The organism is Moorena sp. SIO1G6, assembly GCF_010672795.1.
In the GTDB taxonomy this organism is placed as follows: Bacteria; Cyanobacteriota; Cyanobacteriia; order Cyanobacteriales; family Coleofasciculaceae; genus Moorena; species Moorena producens.
This window is the reverse complement of sequence record NZ_JAAHFZ010000077.1, coordinates 1-21,684: the sequence shown is the minus strand read 5'-3', so window position 1 is coordinate 21,684 and position 21,684 is coordinate 1. Positions and strand designations below refer to the sequence as shown.

General features: G+C 44.0%; 23 protein-coding genes, 1 tRNA gene and 2 pseudogenes. 13 read left to right on the top strand and 13 right to left on the bottom strand.

Going from position 1 to position 21,684, the window contains the following annotated elements:
- Positions 1-181: 181 nt before the first annotated feature.
- Positions 182-391: pseudogene (locus tag F6K63_RS33355) on the bottom strand (SDR family NAD(P)-dependent oxidoreductase); the annotation flags it as partial.
- Between F6K63_RS33355 and F6K63_RS33350 the strand changes: the two are divergent.
- Together F6K63_RS33350 and F6K63_RS33345 are read left to right on the top strand one after the other, a co-directional pair.
- On the top strand, positions 335-763 hold the full coding sequence (locus F6K63_RS33350; protein ID WP_287314521.1) for a hypothetical protein: 429 nt from the start codon (positions 335-337) through the stop codon (positions 761-763). The pseudogene F6K63_RS33355 and the gene F6K63_RS33350 sit on opposite strands and share 57 nt — an antisense overlap.
- 777 nt (positions 764-1,540) lie before the next feature.
- Entirely contained in the window at positions 1,541-1,792 is a 252-nt protein-coding gene (locus F6K63_RS33345) for a hypothetical protein (protein ID WP_008191693.1), read from the top strand.
- Between the two features lie 55 nt (positions 1,793-1,847).
- Here the strand turns inward: F6K63_RS33345 and F6K63_RS33340 are convergent, their stop codons facing one another.
- Positions 1,848-2,264 (bottom strand): ATP-binding protein, encoded by a 417-nt coding sequence (locus F6K63_RS33340; protein WP_008191695.1) that lies wholly within the window; start codon positions 2,262-2,264, stop codon positions 1,848-1,850.
- A gap of 3 nt (positions 2,265-2,267) precedes the next feature.
- Positions 2,268-3,962, bottom strand: coding sequence for a SpoIIE family protein phosphatase (locus F6K63_RS33335; RefSeq protein WP_044495852.1), 1,695 nt, complete (start codon positions 3,960-3,962; stop codon positions 2,268-2,270).
- A gap of 97 nt (positions 3,963-4,059) precedes the next feature.
- On the opposite strand from F6K63_RS33335, the gene F6K63_RS33330 reads away from it, so the two are divergent.
- The 4 genes from F6K63_RS33330 (at position 4,060) to F6K63_RS33315 (ending at position 7,391) form a co-directional block, all read left to right on the top strand.
- Entirely contained in the window at positions 4,060-5,652 is a 1,593-nt protein-coding gene (locus F6K63_RS33330; RefSeq protein WP_287314520.1) for a Na+/H+ antiporter, read from the top strand.
- A gap of 690 nt (positions 5,653-6,342) precedes the next feature.
- Complete coding sequence (locus F6K63_RS33325) at positions 6,343-6,882, top strand: DUF456 domain-containing protein (RefSeq protein WP_008190633.1); 540 nt, start codon at positions 6,343-6,345, stop codon at positions 6,880-6,882.
- 16 nt (positions 6,883-6,898) lie between these two features.
- Entirely contained in the window at positions 6,899-7,198 is a 300-nt protein-coding gene (locus tag F6K63_RS33320; protein WP_008191711.1) for a Dabb family protein, read from the top strand.
- A 43-nt stretch (positions 7,199-7,241) separates the two neighbouring features.
- Positions 7,242-7,391: a hypothetical protein gene (locus F6K63_RS33315; RefSeq protein ID WP_193431381.1), complete on the top strand. Its 150-nt coding sequence runs from the start codon at positions 7,242-7,244 to the stop codon at positions 7,389-7,391.
- Between the two features lie 66 nt (positions 7,392-7,457).
- Here the strand turns inward: F6K63_RS33315 and F6K63_RS33310 are convergent, their stop codons facing one another.
- Complete coding sequence (locus tag F6K63_RS33310; protein WP_008191713.1) at positions 7,458-7,622, bottom strand: ribbon-helix-helix domain-containing protein; 165 nt, start codon at positions 7,620-7,622, stop codon at positions 7,458-7,460.
- 358 nt (positions 7,623-7,980) lie between these two features.
- On the opposite strand from F6K63_RS33310, the gene F6K63_RS33305 reads away from it, so the two are divergent.
- Positions 7,981-8,053 (top strand) — tRNA-Thr (locus F6K63_RS33305).
- Positions 8,054-8,087: 34 nt separating this feature from the next.
- Here F6K63_RS33305 and F6K63_RS33300 read toward each other — a convergent pair.
- The 4 genes from F6K63_RS33300 to F6K63_RS33285 all read right to left on the bottom strand — a co-directional run bounded on the left by F6K63_RS33300 (position 8,088) and on the right by F6K63_RS33285 (position 10,833).
- On the bottom strand, positions 8,088-8,453 hold the full coding sequence (locus tag F6K63_RS33300) for an RNA-guided endonuclease InsQ/TnpB family protein (RefSeq protein WP_008191715.1): 366 nt from the start codon (positions 8,451-8,453) through the stop codon (positions 8,088-8,090).
- 73 nt (positions 8,454-8,526) lie between these two features.
- Entirely contained in the window at positions 8,527-9,387 is an 861-nt protein-coding gene (locus F6K63_RS33295) for an RNA-guided endonuclease InsQ/TnpB family protein (RefSeq protein WP_008191717.1), read from the bottom strand.
- 275 nt (positions 9,388-9,662) lie between these two features.
- Positions 9,663-10,352, bottom strand: a complete 690-nt coding sequence (locus F6K63_RS33290; RefSeq protein WP_287314529.1) for a molybdenum cofactor guanylyltransferase — start codon at positions 10,350-10,352, stop codon at positions 9,663-9,665.
- A 19-nt stretch (positions 10,353-10,371) separates the two neighbouring features.
- Positions 10,372-10,833, bottom strand: a complete 462-nt coding sequence (locus F6K63_RS33285) for a pentapeptide repeat-containing protein (protein WP_287314518.1) — start codon at positions 10,831-10,833, stop codon at positions 10,372-10,374.
- 1,117 nt (positions 10,834-11,950) lie between these two features.
- Between F6K63_RS33285 and F6K63_RS33280 the strand changes: the two genes are divergently transcribed.
- On the top strand, positions 11,951-12,124 hold the full coding sequence (locus tag F6K63_RS33280; protein ID WP_287314517.1) for a hypothetical protein: 174 nt from the start codon (positions 11,951-11,953) through the stop codon (positions 12,122-12,124).
- 314 nt (positions 12,125-12,438) lie between these two features.
- Here the strand turns inward: F6K63_RS33280 and F6K63_RS33275 are convergent, their stop codons facing one another.
- Positions 12,439-14,358 carry a tetratricopeptide repeat protein gene (locus F6K63_RS33275; RefSeq protein WP_287314515.1) on the bottom strand — a complete coding sequence of 640 codons (1,920 nt, stop codon included), beginning with the start codon at positions 14,356-14,358 and terminating at the stop codon, positions 12,439-12,441.
- A gap of 18 nt (positions 14,359-14,376) precedes the next feature.
- Entirely contained in the window at positions 14,377-15,714 is a 1,338-nt protein-coding gene (locus F6K63_RS33270) for a P-loop NTPase family protein (RefSeq protein ID WP_287314528.1), read from the bottom strand.
- 336 nt (positions 15,715-16,050) lie between these two features.
- On the opposite strand from F6K63_RS33270, the gene F6K63_RS33265 reads away from it, so the two are divergent.
- Positions 16,051-16,338 (top strand): hypothetical protein, encoded by a 288-nt coding sequence (locus F6K63_RS33265; RefSeq protein ID WP_287314514.1) that lies wholly within the window; start codon positions 16,051-16,053, stop codon positions 16,336-16,338.
- Between the two features lie 25 nt (positions 16,339-16,363).
- Entirely contained in the window at positions 16,364-16,669 is a 306-nt protein-coding gene (locus tag F6K63_RS33260) for a hypothetical protein (protein WP_131827025.1), read from the top strand.
- 13 nt (positions 16,670-16,682) lie between these two features.
- On the opposite strand, the gene mraW is transcribed toward F6K63_RS33260, so the two are convergent.
- Both mraW and F6K63_RS33250 read right to left on the bottom strand, forming a co-directional pair.
- On the bottom strand, positions 16,683-16,889 hold the full coding sequence (gene mraW / locus F6K63_RS33255) for a 16S rRNA (cytosine(1402)-N(4))-methyltransferase (RefSeq protein WP_502708400.1): 207 nt from the start codon (positions 16,887-16,889) through the stop codon (positions 16,683-16,685).
- Entirely contained in the window at positions 16,862-17,107 is a 246-nt protein-coding gene (locus tag F6K63_RS33250; protein ID WP_287314512.1) for a hypothetical protein, read from the bottom strand. The genes mraW and F6K63_RS33250 overlap by 28 nt, the downstream gene beginning before the upstream one ends.
- Here F6K63_RS33250 and F6K63_RS33245 point away from each other — a divergent pair.
- Positions 17,106-18,641 (top strand): cytochrome P450, encoded by a 1,536-nt coding sequence (locus tag F6K63_RS33245; RefSeq protein ID WP_287314510.1) that lies wholly within the window; start codon positions 17,106-17,108, stop codon positions 18,639-18,641. The genes F6K63_RS33250 and F6K63_RS33245 overlap by 2 nt on opposite strands.
- A gap of 5 nt (positions 18,642-18,646) precedes the next feature.
- On the opposite strand, the gene rsmH is transcribed toward F6K63_RS33245, so the two are convergent.
- Positions 18,647-19,561, bottom strand: a complete 915-nt coding sequence (gene rsmH, locus F6K63_RS33240) for a 16S rRNA (cytosine(1402)-N(4))-methyltransferase RsmH (RefSeq protein WP_008191734.1) — start codon at positions 19,559-19,561, stop codon at positions 18,647-18,649.
- A gap of 449 nt (positions 19,562-20,010) precedes the next feature.
- Here rsmH and F6K63_RS33235 point away from each other — a divergent pair, with 449 nt between their 5' ends.
- Positions 20,011-20,331, top strand: coding sequence for a hypothetical protein (locus F6K63_RS33235; RefSeq protein WP_044495860.1), 321 nt, complete (start codon positions 20,011-20,013; stop codon positions 20,329-20,331).
- A gap of 520 nt (positions 20,332-20,851) precedes the next feature.
- Positions 20,852-21,562: pseudogene (locus F6K63_RS33230) on the top strand (dynamin family protein); the annotation flags it as partial.
- Between the last annotated feature and the right edge of the window lie 122 nt (positions 21,563-21,684).

Genomic DNA, 21,684 nt, shown 5'->3' with positions numbered 1-21,684 from the left:
TACTATAGCGAAGGGAGTAGGGAGTAGGGAGTGTGGGGAGATGGGGAGATGGGGGTATCGGGAGTCAGATCAGTTTTCCCGATTCCCGATTCCCGATTCCCAATTCTAAATTCTAAATTCTAAATTCTAAATTCTAAATTCTAAATTCTAACTTCTGACTTGCGCGTAGCGCTATATAACCTTACCAATCACATGGTTTATAGTCTTTCAGGAACACCCCATAGAGGCGCTCTCCTGCTAACCCGCGCACAATGGGATCATAAACCCGTGCAGCGCCATCAATCACATCAAGTGGTGGACGAAATCCTTGCTGACGGAGGTATTCACGCACAGGATGAGGCTTCTCGTCCGTAATCCAACCCGTATCAACACTGGTCATATAAATGCGATCGCAATGCTAACTGCTATTACCGAGTCTTGCATCGAAAACTGGGATTTGGTAGATGAGTATGGTATCGACAATGATGATATTGCTTGTGAATTAAATACTGTTTGGTGCGAAACAATTCTCAGTACAGATATAGCTAAATCAGAAAAAGTAGACTTAGAAGTAAATTTTGACTTTTGGCAAAACGAGTGGGGTAGCTATTTTGACATGGCGAGGGCTGCTTTACAGCAAGGTTGGGACTATCCACCATTACAACAGATACTTCAAGGAAATATTACTTCGACCAGTTTATGGGAAGGATTTCCCCCAGATTACGCTGAGGATTTAGCTTTAATTAGACTACAAATTTTAGAACGACAACAACGCTACGAATAATATCTCTATTTAGCTCAAGCAACAGGGCTTTTAATCAAGTATTTGATCATGTTAGTTCGTTTAGAGGTTGTCTGAAAAGTCTCATTTGCTACATCCAAGCCCCCGTTGGTCCCCCAATTTTGGGGGACTTCTACCAGCAAATTGATTCTTGTTCCCCCCAGAATTGGGGGGCTAGGGGGGCAGAATTCAGTATCAAAAAACTTTTCAGATATCCTCTTAGAACGGGTTGACCTCGCCATGAAAGCTGCACGGTCACAAATGACCATAATGGAACAAGCTTTAGCCCTTGCTACTGCCTTAATTAACGAACAAAATGCTCAAATATAGGCTTTATAAATTGCTGATATTGGATTAAAATTGCCGGAAAATTGTCAATACAGGTTAAGTTATTTTACAAGTTAAATAGCCTTCAAATTAGGCGATGATTGTTTAGCAATCCCAGCAAAAGTAACAGCGTTTAAAGCACAACAAAATTTTTCAGATTATCGCAAAATATAAAAATTAGCAGGAGATAATTGGTCAACGATCAAGGAATAATTACTAGAAGCTTTAGCAACTTATGAGAGCTGGGGTGAATAAAAAGTTAAAGTTGATATTTATAGCAGTCGCCAGGGCAGTTAGGACATGACAAAAGTCTCAAAGCTAAGTATAGCAATAGTTTTACTTCTGACTTCTGACTTCTGACTTCTGCTATACCTCTATGAAAGATTAGTTGATAAAGCGATCGCTACTCTAGATAATAGTTATTATGATTCCGATGGACTGACTCACAGGGTTATGGATGCAGCCATAGAAATCAATCCTGATTGGGTAATTCGTAATGCTTGTCGTCGCGCCGAGTCAATTATGGATGCAGGAAAAGCAAAATACTATTATGAAGCAGTAGAATGGCTTAAAAAAGCCCGTGATGCTTATCTTGCCTCGGGGAGAGAACAAGAATGGTCAGATTACCGTACTAAATTAATAACTGTTCATGGCCGAAAACGCAAACTAATGGGGTTAATTAAATCCTATTTATTATTAGGTTAATTAACAATTGCCTTTTGAATTTAGCAACGCCCCAAATAGCTTTTCCGCTACTGGGCTACTTGGCTAACCTGACTTGCAACTCCAGGCAATTCCGACCATTGACCTGTAAGCGATACTCCACCCGATCCATTAGTCGATGGATAATTAGCCAGCCATAGCCATTTTCCTGTAAATCATCTGGATTTGGTTCTGTATAAGTGGATGGATCAAATCCTTGACCATAGTCCCAAATCTCCAGAGCAATATCCCGTTCTTTGAGTTCTAGGCAAATCAAGACCGGTAAATTCGGCTGATCGCGATGAGCATGACGAACTACGTTAGAGTAAGCTTCCACTAACACCAATCGCAAACGATTGGATAGACTAGGCCAATCAACACGATTTCCGAGTTCAACCTGCAAAATCCCTAGAAACCAGTTTTCGACAATGCTCAAAAACTTCAGGTCACTCGGTATCTGTAGTTCTGTTTTCATCCACTACAATACCTCCAGAGATACTAGGGTTTGGTCGTCTTCCTGAATCGGGTTGGTACGCTCTCGAATCCGAGCTAATAAATGACTCAGGTCAAAGGGAGCAGGTTCCTGAAGCAGAAGCTGCCAAAGACCCGATGACTCAAGCCTAGAGCTGGTGCTGGTTGACCCATGGGATGAAGAACCTGTCACTGGATTCACTGGATTCAGGGTTGCTTCCGTAATTCCATCACTTGTTAGTAGCAGGATGGTACCTGAATTTAATCTTAAATGTCCTGACTCCGCCTGCCAATTTGGCAAAATGCCCAAGGGAATACCCCGAACCTGGAGGTAAGTCGGCTCTGGAGTTTTTGACTCTGAGTGTTGTTGGACTACTTGGTGATGAGACCAAACCATAGGATAGCTATGACCAGCATTAGCATAAACCAACTGTTGCTTGTCAGGGGTATAACGAGCCAAGACCAGGGTAATAAAACAGTTGGTATGATAGAGGTCATCTGACATGGTGTGGTTAAGATTTTGGATCACTGTTTTTGGGTCTGGGGATGTTTCTTGAGCAAGTTCCCGTCGTAACATCGACATGGCACTGGTCATAAATAAGGCAGCAGGTACCCCTTTACCGGACACATCTCCAACTGCTAGCCATATATCTCCTTGGGGATGAACATACACTTCAAAAAAATCCCCACCAACCTGTCGCGCTGGGGTGCAGTGAGCTTGCACTCGCACCTGTTCCATCTCTGGCCAACTCTGACGCAGCAAATTATTCTGAATCTGGCGAGCTACATCTAGTTCATCCCGCATCTGCTGAGCCTGTAACTGGGTGCGTTGGAGTAGTTTTGCCTGAGAAATCGCTAACGCTGCTTGTTTAGCAACGGCTTCTATCAGCTGGATATCTTCTTTATTCCAAGACCCCTCACTCCCTTGCTGGTAGAGACACAACACCCCTAAGATCTGTTGTTGGTCCGGTAAGGGAACGATCAACTGCACCGAATTCTGATCATCCCTTGTTTCTTGCCACGACTTAGTCTCGGGTTTATCTAATACCTGTTGTATCATCAAATCAGTATCAGGGATATGAGGTGTCTTGCCATCCCCAGAAACCTTGTAGGTGAAACATTCTGGTGTGAGTTGGTTGAACTCTACCGGTCGCAGGATACAAGCCGTAGCATCAAAGGCTTGACCCATGGTGGTCACTACCTTTTGCAGTAGATTACTATAATCTAGGGATTCTCGAATTGCCGTTGTCACCATATTGAACAATTCTTCCCGTCGTAAGGCCCGAGAAAGTTCCCTGGTTCTTTTTTTTAGCACTTGGTAAGTTTCCGCAGCTTGTCGCACCACTGCTTTTAGTTCCTCACCCTGCCAAGGCTTTGTGATGTACTTATAGACCTGACCTGAGTTAATTGCTGCCACCAAATCTTCTATATCTGTGTAGGCAGTCAACAGGATGCGAATCGTATCTGGAAAAGGCTCTACTGTCCTGCTCAAGAATTCTGTGCCATTCATCCCTCCTAGGCGCTGATCTGAGATAATAATCGCCATCTCTCCTTCGGTGTCCAAAATATCTAAGGCGGTTATGGCATCATTAGCTCTGAATACTTGAAATTTTCGGCGGAAGGTTCTGTAAAGTAGATCTAAGTTGTCAGACTCATCGTCTACTACCATCAATTTCAGTTTGCCTTGATTTCCCTGACTCATCAGTAATTGTGGTTTGGTAAGGGGAAAACCGAAAACCCCTGTGATTTTAGGCATGGGCAGGAGGCTTTCCCCTTTGAGTTTAGCTTGGAGTTTCTGTATGTCCCTAGAGTCCACTGTTGGCGAAGTCGCCATTAAGCAAAACCTCGAACAGTTTCTCCTAGTGCTGTCGGTGTCTTTGAGTGTGGCAACCCTATCTCGAATTTTTTCCTGGTTCCGTAAAATTCCTTACACCCTATTACTGGTAATTGTCGGGTTAGCCTTGGCCTTTGTGGATGTCCGACTGGTTAACTTATCACCAGAACTGATTCTGGAAATTTTCCTACCCCCCCTACTCTTTGAAGCCGCTTGGAATATCCGCTGGCGCGACTTACGACGGGATTTGGTCCCCGTGAGTCTATTTGCGATCGTTGGGGTGATTATTTCCGTAGTTGGCATTGCCTTTGCCATCAATCAGCTGACAGGACTACCCCTGACCATTGCTTTATTGGTTGGAGCCAGTCTTTCTGCCACTGACCCAGTTTCGGTTATTGCCCTATTTCGGGAATTGGGTGCGGACAAACGCCTCAAAACCCTGATGGAGGGGGAAAGCCTATTTAATGATGGGGTAGCAGTGGTTGCTTTTAGTTTATTAGTCGGACTACCCCTAGGACTAGAAGAATTTTCCATTGCCACTAGTGTTGCCCGTTTCTTAGGGTTTGTGGGGATTGGGATTGGCATCGGTTGCATCATTGGTTTTGGCATTTCCTACGCCACCCAACGCTTTGATTTACCCCTGGTGGAGCAATCCCTGACCTTGGTTTCTGCTTATGGCACTTATTTAATTGTGGAGGAACTAGGGGGATCCGGGGTGATTGGGGTAGTCACCGTTGGGGTGATCTTGGGCAATTTTGGCTCCCGCATTGGTATGAACCCCCGTACCCGGTTGATTGTCTCTGAGTTTTGGGACTTTTTAGCCTTTTTCGTCAACTCGATTGTCTTTCTACTGATTGGTGACCAAATTAAGATAGCTAGTTTAGGGCAAAATATTAACTTAATTGGGGTTACTATCTTGGCTGTACTACTGACCAGAGCGATCGCAATTTATGGTTTGGGCGCATTCAGCAATATCTTGGTCAATTCTCAAATTGGTTGGCGGGAACAAACCGTCCTATGGTGGGGTGGCTTGCGAGGTTCGGTTTCCATTGCTCTGGCCTTAAGTGTGCCAGTTGTGTTAGAAGGACGGCAAGATATTATCGAAACTGTGTTTGGCGTGGTACTGTTTACCCTGCTAGTCCAGGGGTTAACCACTCGATGGTTTCTCGAAAAGTTAAATTTAATTGGTGACCAACCCCTACGTCAGCAATATTCTGAAGTCCTTGCCCGTCGCATCGCCCTGAATCGGGTCAGAAATTATCTTGAAGAGGGCTTAAACACCACAGAAATCGATTCCGACCTGTGGCGCTATCAAACCAAACTTATCGATACCCAACTGACAACGATTAACGATGAAATTGAGGAGTTACGGAGTAAGCACCCTGAACTCCAAACCCTTGACCTTGAGCAACTTCAAGAAACAATGTTAGATATTGAAGCTGATACCTACGCCGAATTTATTCGTTCTGGACGGCTCAATGAAAACCTTTCGCCGATTATGCAGCAGGTACTTATTGAGGCAGATCAAAAAACTATTGATATTGAGAGTGTTACTTGACACTCCCCACCCTGGAAGGACGGGGATTCTTGTTTCAACGAGGTGACTTGTTATCCCTTGCCGGAGCCAGGAAAAATAGAGGTCTCCTCTCCCCAAGCGTAGTTGGTCTTTGACCTAGGTTTCGGTGTGCCGGAGACGAAACCTTAGAAGAGTGGAGCCTTAATAAAAAAGTTTTAACCAAAGGTGCGCTTTCCGTCGGCGAATTAAATTCGCCACGGGTCGCACCTCTTTTATGCATAGCCGACTAACCATAAAGGCGACCCTCTGAATACGGTAACTTCTAACCCCACCGTACCTTTTTTTTATATAGATAGATACTTTTTTTGATCTAATTTTTTCCTAGACGTTCAAGTCGTTAGACCCAATTACGCAATATGTACGCTCTACATATTTTTTACGTTGCCTACTTATGATTAGATAGTATCTATCTACTTTTCAAGTTTATTGTTTATGCTTTCATTATAGCACATCTCTTACAAACTTTCATTGAAAGCCGTCGAACGAAGGACGGGGCTTTAAACCCAAAATTTTCGGTAATTATGGAATGATTAAGGGTAATTTAGAAGAGCGTGGCCAGAGGGGGTAGTGTGGGCAGAGAGGGGAGAGCAGAATCTCCACCTAAGCGATCGCTCTAGGCGGGGGAGCATTCAATGCTGAAATCGGTGTTTAATCTGAACATTTACTAATGTGATGAATCTTGCAATTCTCTACTGGGTGCTAATTGGGCTAATGCTTGTGGGAGTCTTGGGAGCAACTCTTCCAGGTCTACCTGGGACAAGTTTGATTTTAATGGCGATGGCGGTATGGTGCATGGTCACGAATTTTGCTGGAATTGGCTGGCCGGTGATGATCTTGTTTGTGATTTTAGTCTTAAGCGCAGCCATCGAACCCCTCGCCACTTATTGGGGCGCGAAACAAGTGGGAGCATCTAAGTGGGGTCAAATTGGTGCCGTTGTGGGATTAGTACTGGGATTTTTGGGTTTCCTACCAGCTTTGCCCTTCGGCGGACCACTGCTGGGTATTATAATCGGTCCAGTTTTGGGAGCGTTTATCGGGGAGTTTCTCTATCGCAGTGAGTGGACTCTAGCGTCACGAACTCAGCTAGCCTTAAAAGCAAGTGTGGGCATTATGGTAGGGTCGCTGATTGGCAATTTAATTGAAGGCTTGCTGGCCCTGAGTACAGTGATTGTTTTTGTTTTTACCACCTGGCCTGTGGTAATGGGAATTTAGGAACTTCTAAGTAAAGATGATCGAGCATATTATTTTGTTCAAGTGGAAAGACGACGCTTCAGCGGATGCGATCGCATTAGCTATCAATGGACTACTGGCCATGAAAGACCAAATTCCTGAGATTGTAGAACTTTCCTGTGGAGAGAACTTTTCCCCCCTCAGGTCCCAGGGATTTCAGCATGCTTTGAGAGTGCAACTGGTCAATCGCGACGCTCTGAGTACCTATACTGATCACCCAGCCCACCAGGAAGTAGTCCAGAAGTATATCAAACCTATCCAAGGGGACATAATCGCAGTGGATTACGAAGTTGACTAGCCTCAAGGATAAAGGACAGGAACTGAGGGGGTAACAAGGCTGCTTGTCATTAAGCATTCAGCCGTCAGCTATCAGCCGTCAGCCGTTGGCCAGGCTACACCGAACAGCTTATTTTATTCAAAAGCACCGATTGCGCTACGGGCAAGCTGCGCGAACAGTAGCACCATTTGTAGCACATAAACACCTCAAGTAGTGTGTCCGTAGCGCATAGGCTGATACGCGACACGCTGATAGCTTACGCTTTTCACCCCATCACTCATTAGTCTTTGGGTGGTATCTCTCCTGCCTGCTGAGCTTTTTTAATCGCTCGTTTGAGAATTAGTACTGCCATTTGGGACAAGGAGCGCTCCTCGGCATCTGCCAATCGTTGAAGCGCTTCTTTGTCTTTTTCTTCCATATAGAGAGTTACGGTTACTTTAGCCATAGGATTAACAATAATTTTTACTCTAGGTTTTTACCCAAACAAACATAAATTAACACAAATAAAAATAAACTATGTGTTATTCCATAAATTGTAATGGAAAGCTTTCTGTAGACCCAATAGACAGGTAGCTTTCCCCGTAAAAAAGAGCTAAAGTTAATCCAAATCTACAGTCACTCCCAATTGGAAGTTGATCACAATAGGTCTAATCCGGAGTAATTAATACAAAGTTTAAAAAATATTGCTACACATCACCGGATCACCGGATCACATCATGGGGTGATCCGGTGATCGGGGGTGATGGATGATCAGACCGGAAGCTTTGACAAGTGTTATACTTAGTGTTATAGTTAAAAAGATTGCTGGTGTAGCTCAGTTGGTAGAGCAGCTGATTTGTAATCAGCTGGCCGCGGGTTCGAATCCTGTCACCAGCTTTTGACACTCCCCGCCCTGGAAGGACGGGGATTCTCACTTCAGCGAGCTGTCTTGCTCACCCAAACCGGAGTCAGGGAGAGTAGAGGACAATTCTCCATGAGCGTTCGGATCAATGATCCAGGTTCCGGTGTGCCCCACCGTACCCAAGGCTTTCTCTAAAATGTTGATTGCGGCGTTGTGGTCGCGGTCTAGTTGACAACCACATTTGCAGGTGTGAGTCCTGGTCGATAGAGACTTCTTCACTACCTCGCCGCACTGAGAACAGTTTTGACTAGTGTAGGCGGGGTTTACTGCAACAGTAACCCTGCCAAATTTAGTTCCAAAATGTTCCAGCCATTTTCGGAATTGATACCAACCTGCATCATTAATAGACTTGGCTAGACAGTGATTTTTAACCAAATTCCTGACTCTTAGATCTTCGTAGGCGACCAGATCGTTAGACCGGATTACGCAGCGCGCCGGAGACGAAACCTTAGAAGAGTGCAGCCTTACAACAAAACCTGCCACCTTTGATGCATAGCCTATCAACTATAAAGGCTGCACTCTTCTTGCGGTAACTTCTAACCAGTCTCTTGGCGTGCTCTTCACGTTGCCTGCTTATTCTAAGGTGATGTCTGCCTAGTCTATTAATAGCCTTCTTTCGGTTAGCTGAGCCTTTCTTTTTTCGAGAAACCCGACGTTGATAAAACTTAAGGCGTTGTTCTCCTTTTCTATAAAATCTGGGGTTAGATTCAGCATTGCCGTCGGAATCAGTATAGAAGTCCTTCAATCCTACATCTAAGCCGACAGTATTACCAGTAGGCTTCAAAGCCTCATTGTTATCGACAGCGATACAGAATTGGACATAATAACCATCAGCTCTTTTTACTATCCGAACCCGTTTGATCTGTTTCTTATCGAAACGCCACAAGTCCCATGTGCCTTTGAGCTTAAGCTTCCCAATTCCTTTTTTGTCGGTGAACGTAATTGACTTCTTGTCAGGGGACAACTTCCAGCCTGACTGCTTATACTCAACTGAGCGGCAATGTTTTTGGAATCTTGGAAATCCTTTTTTCCCAGGTACACTTTTCTTACAGTTGTCGTAAAAACGGGCGATTGATGACCATGTTCTTTCAGCCGCAGCCTGGCGAGCAGTTGAGTTCAAAGCGTTAGTGAAGGGAAATTCTTTGGCTAAGACCTTGCAATATTTGTTTAAATCGTATTTATTTATGCCTTTGTTGTCAATCCACAATCTAAGACAGCTATTGCGAACAAACTTAACCGTTCTGATCGCCTCTTCAATGGCTTGATATTGCTGCTTCTTTCCGTAAGCCTTGAACTCAAGAATGATCATCAGGAATCGAGCTTTTTTGTAACATATTTATGCTAACAATTATAGCACAAACCAGCCAGTATTATGGCTAGAAAAAGCCGTCCTAGAAGGACGGGGTTTTAGACCCATTTTTTTTGATAAAAAAAATAGTTATAGCGTTTATTGCATGTATGAGGTACACTTCTCAACCTCAAAGTCCCCCTTTTTAAGGGGGACCAACGGGGGATCCCTTTGTACCTCATGGGAAAGAGAATTGCTATCAAACAACTAGGCACTTCCGGCCTGATCGCCACTGCTTAATCCTGTATTTCCAACTGTTCTAGGTCAGCAGGGGTATTGCAGTTAAAAAATAGCCTAGTGTCACTGACTAGCAACTCCTGTACTGGATGCTGGGCCAACCAACGCTGAAATGACCTTCCCCCTTGATTGATAAACTCAGTGAGGCTTGGTAGACACTGGCGTCGGTAAAAACCGCACAGGGGTTCCCAGCCCTTGGGGTTCCGTGGCAAGAGTGCGTTCGCGTAGCGTGACTTTTGGTCAATCGCGTAGCGTGACCTTTGGTCAATCGCATTTTCCCGAGTCTGCTCCAACTGTTTGACCCAACTTTGCACAACCTCTGCTTTTAATTGGGGTAAATCACAAGCCAGTAACAGTACCCAATCTGTCTCAACATGAGCTAATCCTTGAGCAAATCCTACCAAAGGACCATGAGGTGTGGTCTCTGCTGGTAACTGCACTTCCCGAACGAAACGACAAGTCTCAGGTAATATATCCACGTATCGTTCTGGCCAGGGAGTGACGATATAGACTTGACCAGAGACTTGACCAGAGACTTGACCAATACAGCTGAGGGCAACATCACACACTCTGCGCAGTAAGGGGACACCCTCAACCTGAATTAAAGCTTTATCCCTACCCATACGAGAGCTTAGCCCTCCTGCAAGAACAATCCCCGAGAGGGCTAAGTCGTAATTAGTATTTGGCATAACCTTGCCCATGGCTTGGTTAGGAACAGGCAAGCATACCAGAACGTAGACTGGGAGACTCCTCAAAGATTGCCCCTCGTCGGTTTAGGTCATGCTTGACATCCTCAGATATTCCTAAGTTATCTGCAAACTGAGTACTCTCTACTCGACTACCAATCAGGTTGGCATTACTCAGGTTGGCACCACCTAGGTTAGCACGACTGAGGTCAGTACGACTGAGGTAGGTACCCATCAAGTTGGCATCACTCAGGTTAGCATCACTGAGATCCGCACATCTTAGGTAGGCACGACTCAAATCAGCTCCGTTTAGCAGGGCACCGTGGAGATTGGCATCACTTAGGTCAGCACCCCTGAGGTCAGCACCCCTTAAGTCAGCACCCCTGAGGTCCGCACCCCTTAAGTTGGCATCCTTCAGGTCAATTCTAAGTGAATTGTCAGTTGGCTCTAGAGCAACACCCTTAATTAGTTCAAGGAATTCCATTTACTACTCGAAATACACTCTGAAATACAGTAATACAACTATGAAATACTCAGCACCCTGATCCCATCAAGGGCTTTGGTTTATCACTTAGATTTATTGCCGAATTAAATTACCTCAAATTCTAATGAAAAACCAGCCTATATTTTGACAAATGCTAATTTTTACGACATATTGCTTATTTTTTATAATATATGTCGTAGATTTAATTTTCAACTATTTAGCGTAAACTAGTAATTCGTTAACTAGTCACTTAATAAGTCGATAAATTTTATTTTATTTGTAAACATATTTCCTTAAATAAAGCCCAGAAGTCATAGTCCAGAAGCCATATTGAATAAGCTATATAGGGATTATTGGTAATGAAAACAACTGTAATTCTTGTTTACGATTCATTTGTAACTACTTTAGTTTAACGATTTTTACGAACCCTAAATGATTTCATCGATGACCATGATGTTAAACTTTTATTAAGTAATTATTAAAAATAAGTAATTTGTGAAACTGGCAATATAGCAATCATTATCGATTCGTGAAAAAAAACTGTCACTCAGACTGTAAATCTGTTATCTAATATACCTTTTGGCAAAGTATTTAAGTAAGCCGTCAGCCGTCAGCTGTCAGCCGTCAGCTTTTAGCTCACGCTACGCAAACAGCTTAAAACAAGCTATTCGGTTGACGAGTTCAACGGACTCAAAGCCAAAGACTATGAATTCCTCCCTTGGGCATTCGCGTAGCGTGGCCGTTCGCGTAGCGTGGCCAAAAGGCCAAAAGGCCAGGGAACTGAGATGTAACCATATGTGCTACGCGCACGCTACGCGAACAGCTTGGCATAGACTTCGACGCTGATAGCACCTCAAGTAGCACCTCAAGTAGCACTTAAGCTGATAGCTGATAGCTGATAGCTGATAGCTGATAGCTGAATGCTTACGATAGATTTTCACACTTCGTTACACAGTTAATGACAAATTGATACAAAAATATTTATTTTTTGACCAGAATTAAATATAATTAATTCAGTAGCGGAAAATATTAGGTTTAAACCTATTTAACTCCGCCGCTTTTAACCCCGCAGGGTTGTTGCTTTTACGGTTATTGCCTGTCCGCTAAGGTAACAACCTTGTGGAATAATGCTGATAGTGCTCATACATTAAACGAGGAGAAGGATATGCGCGGTTGTTCCATGCTTCTAGCTCTTCTAGTTTTTGCTGGATTGTTGTATTTTATCGTCAATTCTGGTACCTTTGAAGGGTTGATGGAAACCATAACACCCTCGGAACGGCAATTGGAATAAGCGATAGGGCTGAGCGCGGGGAGATGGGGAGATGGGGAGATGGGGAGATGGGGAGCAAGAGTATAGTTTAAAATTGGTATTAGGAATGTTTCGTTTCTTGAAGTTGTCAACACCATTACACCCATTGCTATAGCATTTATCATAGTAATGAGGTACACAGATTTTTTTTCCTATTCCCTATTTCCGGCTCCCGACTCCCGACTCCCGACTCCCTAAGAGCTGACTCGTAAAGTAAATCTTAAGAAGTCTGAAAGCTTTGCTATGATTGTTTTTTTGTTATTAAATAGTTCAATTGTTCTATTTTATCGCAAGCCTTATCCTACAAGAATTACAGCGAGTTTACGAATCAGCTCTAAAATTCCAGACTTGATATTAATCAACTCCTGAAACCGCTGGTGTAAGCGAATGGCTTCAAAATCTGAGTCAGTTTTTGCCATCTCTCGATATTCTTCAGGATTGAGAGTAATGGCCTGTTGCAAATTATAAAGGGCTAAGTCTACATTTCCTTGTAAGGCATAACAGCAGGCTTTGTTGTACCAAGCATGGTGGAAATTGGGTTTAAATTTCAAAGCTCGGTCATAGGATTTAATCGCTGCTTCGTTTCGTCCTAATTCCCATAGGGCAATCCCCCGGTTGTACCAAGCTTGATGGTAATCGCGTTTAATTTTCAAAGCTTGGTCAAAGGAATCAATGCTTTCTTCCAAATTTCCAAATTTCCCTAGCGCAATCCCCCGGTTGTTAAAAGCTAGGTGGAAATCCGGCTTAATTTTCAAAGCGTGGTCATAAGATTTAATCGCTGCTTCCAAATCTCCTATATCGGATAGGTCATTTCCCCGGTTGTACCAAGCTTCGTGGTCATAGTACTCAATCGCTGTTTCATAGTACTCAATCGGTGGTTCATTGTACTCAATCGGTGGTTCATTTCGTACTAAATCCGATAAGAAAAGCCCCAGTTTGTACCAATTTTGGTGGAAATCGGGTTTAATTTTCAAAGCTTGGTAATAGGAAGCGATGGCTGCTTTGTTTCGTCCTAAATCCGATAGGGCATTCCCCCGGTGGTGCCAAGCTTGGTGGAGATCGGGTTTAATTTTCAAAGCTTGGTCATAGGATTCAATCGCTACTTCGTTTCGTCCTAATACCGATAGTGCAATCCCCCGTTTGTACCAAGCTTGGTGGTCATCGGGTTTAATTTTCACAGCTTTGTCATAGGATGCAATCGCTGCGTGGTTTAGTCCTAAATCGGATAGAGCAATCCCCCTGTTGTACCAAGCTTGGTAGTAATCCGCTTTAATTTTCACAGCTTTGTAAAACGAATCAATCGCTGCTTCCAAATTTCCTAAATCCGATAAGGCAATCCCCCGGTGGTGCCAAGCTTGGTAGAGATCAGGTTTAATTTTAACAGCTTGGTCAAACGATGCAATCGCTGCTTCCAAACGTCCTAATACCGATAGGGCAACCCCCCGGCTGTACCAAGCTTGGTGATCATCGGGTTTAATTTCCAAAGCTTGGTCGAAGTTAGCGATCGCATCTTCATACTCTTGGGCAGCAGCTAGTATCATTCCTAGTTCAACTAGTAAATCGGCTTGCTCCTCAGGAGTTTGATAATCTGCTTCCAGGCGTTTTTCAATAGCGATAATTTGTTTACTCCGTTCTTTAGGAGTCAAAGACTGATGCTGAAAGTCTTCTTGTTGACACTCCTCTGATTTGCTAGGAAAGTCAAACATACCAGAACGCCAGTCAAAAAAGTCGGGAGCCCGGTGGATAAAATAATTCAGGGAAAATGACCGTAACAGAAATACAAAACAAATTTTAAAATCCTCTCGAAATCGTTCTCTGTGTTGGTTGAGATGATTTAAAATATGAGGAACCCCTTTCCAACTATAGGAATAAATTGCTTCGCTATCCCATCCCTGCTGACGTTTCGTCTCTTCATACTTATAAAACGAGTATTCTAGACCTTGGATAAATAAAACATTAATCTGCTCGGGGTCGCTGTGATCCTGAACAATGTCGTATAAATTATCAATGGGCTCCTCGAAGCGCAACACCTCTATTGTTTTCTGATATAAATCCTGCTTAACCTGTTCAATCAACTTATCTGCTTCTGCGGGAGAACAACGGACAAATAATAATCCAAACCCTCTACGCCGTCGGAGGGCACGGAGTAAGTCTTGGTATTCTTCTTCTGGACTCGCTGGAGGTAAATCCTCGTCCGCATCAGTAAAGTTTACCATTAGTTGTTGCAGTTCTTATTACGGCTGTGAGTCTAGTTGAGCACAAGCGTCTTGAAATTGCTTAATCCCTTTAATCAGGGGATGAACATCGTACCAACACTGTCTTTCTCCTTCATCATCGAAGTATTGATACTCTAACAAACAGCGATTAAATAATAACTGACGATACTGGTCATTATTGTGTATCTGCTTGGAGCGGTAAACATCCGTTAAAATCGACCACTGTCCATCCTGAACCGTTCGGCGATAGGTATCTCGTGCATCAGTAATGGATCGTTGCACTGCTCTGAGGGAAATTGGTAACGTTTCGGTACGAGCAATGGCGGTTTGGATTAATAATAGCAAATTCCGCACATGACCTCCACTCATAAGACACAAGCGCTCTAAGGCTTCTAGACTTTCAAATATGTCAGTTTCTAGGGAGCGAGTGGGAGCAAATTGACCGACTCGCTTGCTAATCACTTCTTTAATTTTATTGAATCCAGGCTGATAGAGGTTACCTTCTTTAGTTCGCACCATAATCATCGGTAACACCTGGGCATCACCATAAATGTCTCGCAAATCATTAGTTCGCTTGGAGTACAGCATGGAAATCGGAACTGTGTAGACAATATGGCACTTTAATCCTTTTAATTGTTCACTACGGTCTAAAAAAATTTCTTCATGATTAGTTTGGTTACTCTCTTGGATAACTGGCACAATCCGGTCTAAATTATCCGCAATCACTGCTAATTTAGTACATCCAGCTGGTAAGTTTTCTTTGGCTTCTGTAATAAACTGATTCAACGCCTTTAGTAGAGTAACGGTGTGGGGATTAATTTTCTGTCGAATCTGTTGACGCAATGTTGGTACAGCTCTTAAATTAGCAGTTAGCTTGCCATACTGAGAAATTTTTGCTTCTGCACTTAGTCCATCAAATGCTATTTCAGTTAGAGCCAAATCTTTTAACTCTTGCCAGCGGCTTTCCAGCCAGTTCAGCAACGGCCTGGGATTAGCACTATCCTTGAGGTCTTCGAGCAAATGGCGAGTACAGGCGAGCAGAATATCGGTATATTGAGTATCTTCGGAATCCACATCTTCTTCATCAGCGGCAAAATACACCACATAGAAGTTATTTTGTTCCAAATATTGCTTCAATCGGAACAATTCCGTAGATTTTCCTGCCCCCCGATGACCTCCATATAAATGATAGGTCTCTCGCTTAGAAAGCAACATCTCTTTCCCTAAATCTACTTGGATCTCTCCATCCCCCCGCACTTCCCGACAATCGACATAAACCGGGTCTCCTGCGGGTAATGGTTGGGAGGGGTCAAAGGCATTGTAGAGGTTTTCCAGTAAATCAGAGGTGTAAGTCATGGAGGGAACGGGGAATAGGGAATAGGGAGTAGGCAAGAGGCAAGAGGCAAGAGGCAAGAGGCAAGAGGGAATGATTTAGCTTGTTAGATAGGGCTGGATCCCTTTGTCTGTTTAATTTTTAAACACCATTACCAGCGTTGCTATCAGTAGTAGTTTAACTGGAGGGAGTGGGCAAATGGTGTAATTGGGTGACAAAGCTAGGTCGCTGCATCGCTTTGATGATACTGTTTGCGTCAATTATTCGGCGTTGCTGAATTTTTGAATGAATAGGAGTAGAGTGGGCATCCTGCCCGCACGAAAATTTATTGAAACTGGCAAGATGCCAGTTCTACCAAGATGCCAGTTCCACGCAAACATGCCCATTCCACGGCAAGATGCCCATTCCACAGCAAGATGCCCATTCTACAGGTGCGACCCAAGGGCGCGAGGGATTGCTCGCGCCCTTGGAGGCGCGCACCTACTCTTAAAATCATTCCATTATTAAGCAACGCCTTTCCCCGACTCCCGATTCCCGATTCCCGATTCCCGATTCCCGATTCCCGATTCCCGATTCCCGACTCCCCACAACTCCTGCGAAGTCTAATCCCTAAACATCAGGAATTGAGAGCAATCGAGCTGTATTAAGTTTTAGATTCACAAAAAACTCACTATGATGAAACCAGTTAAATCCATGAATGAACTAGTAGAACGGGTATCTAAAGATCCAGAACTTGCGGAAGAAATCAAGAGAGACCCAGTAGAAACCATCCGTAGGCTTGGTCCACCTCTAGAAACGGACCGTTGGATTTACCGGATTGTGGTCACTGCTTTGGGCGGTACCATGCTGGTAACTGTTACAGGTGCCATCGGACTAGCTGTGGCGGGTAAAGATGTGCCTGATATCCTGGTGGGGATTGGCACCGGTTCTTTGGGTTCCTTGGCTGGATTGTTAGCACCAGCCCCATCCCGAGACTAGAGGACTGAGTGGATCACTCTTGAGTGCTCAGCTCTAGTTGCTCTGCGAATCTGAGTTTAGCGGAGCGAGCACGAGGGTTATGCTGGATTTCGTCAGCTTGTGCTACAGTTGGCTTTTTGGTTAGCACTCGCAATAGTGAGCAATTCTTTGACAAATACCGTAATTTGTGATTAACAATCCGGTCTTCCAAATTTAGGGGGAAGATAAGATGCGATCGCATAAGCGCGGAAGCTGAGGCCTTTGGCCACGCTTTGCGTTCGCGTAGCGGAGGCCTTTCGGCCACGCTAAAAGCGAACGGCTTTGCCGAAACGCTTCCGGAGCGTAGCGTGGCCAAAGGCCAATCGCATTCCCTAACTCAGTGGTTGTGTGAATATCAAGGGCTTTGACTCGGTAGTAGAATTTAGCTAGCAGTGTTAAAGTCAGGAGAATGTTGAGCATGTTCGAGCATTCATGGACAATTTTAGCTTTCCTTGTAGGAACAGGGATCAGCCTTCTCCTGTGGCGTTGGCAACAACGCCAGCTAGCTTTGAGCTCGATATATGGTCTGCCATCACCCAAGGGGAAATGGCTCACAGGTAACGCCATGGAACTTCTTGCCGCTGCAAAACAAGGAACCTATTCTCTGACAATCTTTCGATGGATGCAGCAATACGGCTCCATGATTTCGCTACGGATCTTCACCAGACCGATGGTGATCGTGGCAAAGCCCCAACTGATTGAAAGCATTTTGATAGAGGGGCAAACTCAGGGGATATTTACCCGCAGTCCATCCTTTTATCACGCCTACAAAGATGTGTTTGGCGTACATATCGGAAACCAGGTTGGTGAAGCTTGGAAGTGGCGTCGCCAAACCGCAGCACCAGCTTTCCGAGCCAGTCGATTCACTCAAAAGTTCGATCTCATCCGTCAGGGGTGTCAGCAAGTCATCACACAACTTCAAAGCTCGGCTCAAACAGGCAAAGAGGTTCAAGTTGATCCCTTATTTGTGGACTTGACCATGAATATCATTGCCTACTTTTTCCTAGGTGTTACCTTTGATAAAACCTCAAACTTTGCAGGGGAACCCTCCTTCGATGCCAACCGCCTGTATGCAGCTCTTGCACTTCTCGAAAAACATGTACTTTTGCAGACCGCAGGTCGCAGTCGATGGTTTAAGTTTCTCCCTACGTCAGAAGGGCGAGAATACCGACAGGCTCAAGATTATTTACAACAGAATTTAAAACCTCGGGTCGCGATGGCGTTGCAAGTGGCCAGGGCTTCTGAGGCCGAATCCCCATCAGTCAGTTCGTCATTTCGGGATTCGATGTTGGTTCAATTTGCTAAAAACCCCCAGCATGACCAAGACTCCCTAATGGCCGAGACCCGAGCCTTTATCTTTGCAGGTCATGACACTACGGCTCATACTATGTCCTTTGCAGTCGGGGAGTTGGGGCTTAATCCTGGAGTCTTTCAGGCCGCACAACAGGCTGTGGATCAAGCCTGGGAGAAGGAAGGGGAGCTAAATCTTTCTACTTTGAAACATTTAGACTATATAGAAGCTGTGGTCAAGGAAACCTTACGACTCCACCCAGTGGCCACCGGAATCCCCCTAGTCACGACCCAAGAGACAGAACTGGATGGGGTCAAGATGCCGAAAAATGTAAGCGTCGAACCTTTTTTCTGGGCTGCGGGACAGGATCCTGAGATGTTTCCAAAACCGGAAGAATTTCGTCCAGAACGATGGCTGCAAAAGGAAACTGACCAACAGCCACTCCCCCTCCTGTTTGGATTTTCCCGAGGATCTCATTTTTGTGTAGGCGCACCTCTAGCACTTTTAGAAGCAACGGTGATGTTGTCTTTACTCCTGCGTCATTTTAACTGGGAACTCGTCAATGGCCGAGATTCTCTAGAAGATGTTAATCAGTATTTGACAGTATTTCCCCGCGATCGCATGCCAATTCGTTTAGTGTCGAGAAGTGAATCCATAGCTTAGACTTGTCAGTCTTGAGTGCTCAACTCCCGTCGCTCTGCGAATCTGAGTTTAGCGGAGCGAGCACGAGGGTTATGCTGGATTTCTTCAGCTTGTGCTACAGTTGGCTTTTTAGTTAGCACCCGCAATAGTGAGCAATTAGTTGACAACTCCCGGAATTTGTGCTTAACAATCCGGTCTTCCAAACTGTGAAAACTGATAATTCCAAGTCTTCCCCCTGGTTTCAGCCAATGGGGGGCAATGTCGAGAAAGCTTTCGAGGCTCTCAAGTTCCTGGTTGACCACAATCCGTAGGGCTTGAAACACCCGAGTCGCTGGGTGAATCCTGCCATAGCGGTATTTCGGGGGAACACAAGATGCGATCGCATTGGCTAATTCAGTGGTTGTCTGAAACGGACGCTTCTCCACAATCCGCCGTGCCATCCGCCGGGATAACCGTTCTTCCCCATACTTATAAAAAACATCCGCTAACCGTACCTCACCCCAATTATTAATAATATCCTTTGCCGTCAGAGACTGGCTCTGGTCCATCCGCATATCTAACTGAGCAGCATGGCGAAAACTAAAGCCTCGCTCTGGTAAATCTAGCTGAGCTGAACTGACGCCTAAATCCGCAATAATACCATCAAATACCCTATCATTAGGCTGATATTCGGCAAAATTTCCCTGCCAGAAATTAACTCTTCCGTTATAACTGGCTAACCTGGTCTTGGCGGCTGCGATCGCATTAGCATCCCGGTCAATAGCTGTAACTTCCACATCCGGTGCTGCTGCTAAAATTAACTCAGTGTGTCCACCACCACCCACAGTGGCATCTAAGTAATGACCACCAGGGCAGATAGCTAGTCCCTCAATTAATTCCTGACTCAATACGGACACATGGAAAAAGGGTGTTGTATTGGCCTGTAATGGTTCAGTTTCCATGTGATTCAAGCAATCCTAAGTATGTCCTGAGGAGATTAGACCTCCTGCTGTTAATCAGACCAGATTGTCCGGGAACTCTATAACTGTAACCTATCAACTGTAACCTCTCTAGTTGTGAATAGTGACAAGTCTTACTCAGCACTATATTGAAAGGAGGTTTTATAGCACTATGCATTCAGATGTGTGACATTTTTAAACTCTGAAACTTAGTCATAGGTTACTTCTGACTTCTGACAAATGACTTCTGACTTCTGACTTGCGCGTAGCGCTATAGTAACAACTATAGCCTTGATCATACTTATGAGCTATATTGACTCAATTTAGAATTGCTATAGTAGCTAAAGACTAATCATAAAGGTACCCCTGTGGCTACTGTCAAGCCATTAAAGAAGCATCAGACTAGATTTGTCAGTCAACCAGTAAATTTGCAGTCAACTAAGGAAAAACCGATGAATTCCAAAGAAGAAAAAGCTAAAGACCTTGAGCTTCGAGAACGAGAACTCCAGCAACGGGAGCGAGACCTTAGACTCCGGGAAATTGAAACGGACATTTATCAAGAAGAACTACAATTTAATCAAACCCATAAGCATCAAAAAAATGAAGGTAAACTAAAAAAGTGGGGCAGAAAGCTAGCTAGATTCGGTAAATTCTTAGCCGTTGTCATTGCTGTTGTTGTAACCATTAGAGTCGCTTATTGGCTTGCTCTAGTCATGATAGTTGGAGGAATTGCCTGGTTAGGGTACGAAATTTTTTGGAAAGATGATGAATGAATTACAAAAGCCAAAGGCAATAAGGTTAAATTTATAAATTGCCAATACCAAAATAGTTCAACATCAACTAAATAAATAGTATTATAATTAATTTTTACAATAAATAGTTGGTAAAATATATAGGAATGCTAAATTAATTAATTGTGATAATTTTTGTTCCCTACTCCCTACTCCCTACTCCCTACCTCACTTGGGTAGGTTTTTTACTTTGGGGCGAGTACGTACTTTCATTTCCGTTTAAATCCCTCAAAATATGTATTATCTTATACTTTAATTGCCGAGATAATTCGACCCATCTCCCCATTTCCCCATTTCCCTTCGATGCTTTCTGACCAAATCTCTAAATACAAAAAAACTCCCCCTCTCTCCTCTTCTCTCCTCTTCTCTCCTCTTCTCTATGGGTGCATCTCAGTTTTGCAATTAGGCAAAAATTCGGGAGAAAATTCCCACACTCCCCGCGCCCCCGCCCCGCGCCCGGGCCCCACACTTCCGATCTTTTTTACAAATATGAGATGCACCCTTAGCCCGTCAAGGGAGTAACCATGTTCATGAAGCTATTGAACGTCGCATCCCCTTGCTAGAGCAAGATTTAAATGAATTGAAGGAACGGATTAGTTCCGTTGAACCAGAATTTAATAAACTCAAGGATATTGGTGAGCAATTCAAGGATGAAATTAAAACAGTTCGTGATAATAAAGCGAAAGCGATCGCAGATTCCTTTCGTACCTATGTTTTAAATTTAGGAAATACCTTTGAGTCAGATTTTTTACACTATCAACCTGAACTAAGATTTATGGATTTCTTGAGTACAGGGAAACGAGAAGCCTTTGAATCAGAGTTGAGACAAGGATTTGAACGGTATATTAATGATAAATTGTCAGAGTGGAGTAAGACCGCTGAAAAAGAGATGGATGCTGCCTTTGCTCAGCTATCTCGCAGTGCAGTCACCTACGGTGCTTCTTATACTAAAGTCACGGATAAAATTAATCAAAAATTAACCGGACAAACCGTAAGACCTGTCAGCAGCTACACCACAGAAGATAACGCTCCCGCTTGGGCAAAATGGGCAGCAGGATTATTTTCCTTAGCTAGGGGTAATATAGCAGGAGTCGCCATGGCTGGAGCTGGTTTCGATTGGAAAAATATTGTACTGAATTTCATCACAGTTATGGGAATTGGTGCCATCATTACCACTGTTTCTGGGATTGCTCTCGGACCAGTGGGTCTAAGCTGTTGCGCATTTAAACTGTGATAACAGCATTGCCTTTGTTTTTTATTTTTCGTACCCATTTTATAATTAACCCTCCTTCATTTAAAAGATGATTTAACAAACATTCTAATTCTTCAATTGAT